1 protein-coding gene is annotated in these 1411 nt (G+C 66.7%); it reads right to left on the reverse strand.

Annotation, left to right across the window (positions count from 1 at the left end; all coding sequences use genetic code 11):
• The coding region (locus Q9R27_RS18690) for an IS110 family transposase (RefSeq protein ID WP_311253917.1) at positions 1-1200 on the reverse strand (1200 nt) is incomplete at its 3' end.
• Between the last annotated feature and the right edge of the window lie 211 nt (positions 1201-1411).

Raw genomic sequence — 1411 nt, forward strand, 5'->3', positions numbered from 1 at the left:
ATTTCGGTAGCGGTCGGTGAACTCCCGGTCGTGGGTCAGTCCGCGTTCGATGCGACTGACGTGGATCTGGCTGGTGCCCAGGGCTTCGACGACCTTGCGTAGGGGCAGGTTCTTCTGTTGCCGGGTGCGTCGTAGGTCATCGATGCCGGCGACGGAGTTGGGTCGGCAGAGCAGTTTGTAGATCTCGCGGGCGATCGCGCGCTTGAGGATGCGGTGGATCTCGGGTTTGCTCCGGCCCTTCTCGCGCTGTGCTGCGACGAACGCCTTGGTTTTGGCGTCGCTGGACATTCTCACGGTGGCGATGGTGTGCAGGGCGGAGTTTGCGTAACGATCGCCGCCGCGTGACAGTCGGTAGCGATTGGTCTTGCCCGAGGACGCTGGCACCGGTGCCGTGCCGCACAGGGCTGCGAAGGAGCCCTCGCTCGCCAGCCGTTCGGGGTGCCCGCCGGCGGTGACGAGCAGTTGTGCTGCAGTGACCGGCCCGACGCCCTTGGCGGACAGCAACGCCATGTTCGTGGCGGTGATCAGCTCCCGTAGCTGGTTCTCGAGTTCGACGGTCTGCCTGGTGAGGAACTGGTGTCGCTGGGCGAGCATCTTCAGCGCCGTCAACACCGCGAGGACGACGCCGGCCTGTCTCGCGGGTCGGCAGGAAGCGAGCGTGTCGACGAGCTTCTTCGCGGTCATCGGCCGGTACTTCTCCCGCACGGCCACGGGTGCGGTGACGAGCATGTCGTGGATTTGGTTCATCGCTGCGGTGCGGGCTTTGGCTGCCGATCGTCGGGCGATGAGCAGTGCGCGGATAGCGTCGACGTCGTCGGTCTTGGGCATCGTGCGGGCCTGCCCGGACAGGACCGCGCGGGCGGCCTGGTAGGCGTCGATGGGGTCGGACTTGCCGTGCATCCGTCGCACGGTTCGCTGTGGCCGGATGACTTCGCGGACCTCGTGCCCGAGTGCACGGGCAGCCGTGGTGATTCCGGCGCCGTAGGAGCTGGTGCCCTCGATGCCGATGCACTGCAGGTCCCCGTGCCCGGTGAGGAACTCCAGAGCTCGCTGGTAGCCCGCTGGCGTGGTGGGGAACTCGCTGTCACCGAGTTCGCGGCCAAGGGTGTCGATTGCGGCGACGTGGATGGTGTCGGCGTGGGTGTCGATGCCCCCGAGGACGCCGAGCGTGACGATGGCCTGGTGGCCGGTCGCTGTCATGATGGAGATGCCTTCCGTGTCGATTCGGTTGGTCGACGCCGGTCGGGCGGCAGACAGGACATTGATGAGGCGCTTGCCAGGCTCTTATTAGGTCATGTCCGCCCGGCCGGCGAGCGGTGCCCCGACCGCCGGCCGGATCAATTGATGGTCAACCCAGCAGGGCGACAGTCGGACCCAGAGGCACGACGATCGGGGCGGTTCCCATCATCAA

This window comes from Nocardioides sp. AE5 (assembly GCF_031844485.1).
Lineage (GTDB): Bacteria > Actinomycetota > Actinomycetes > Propionibacteriales > Nocardioidaceae > Nocardioides.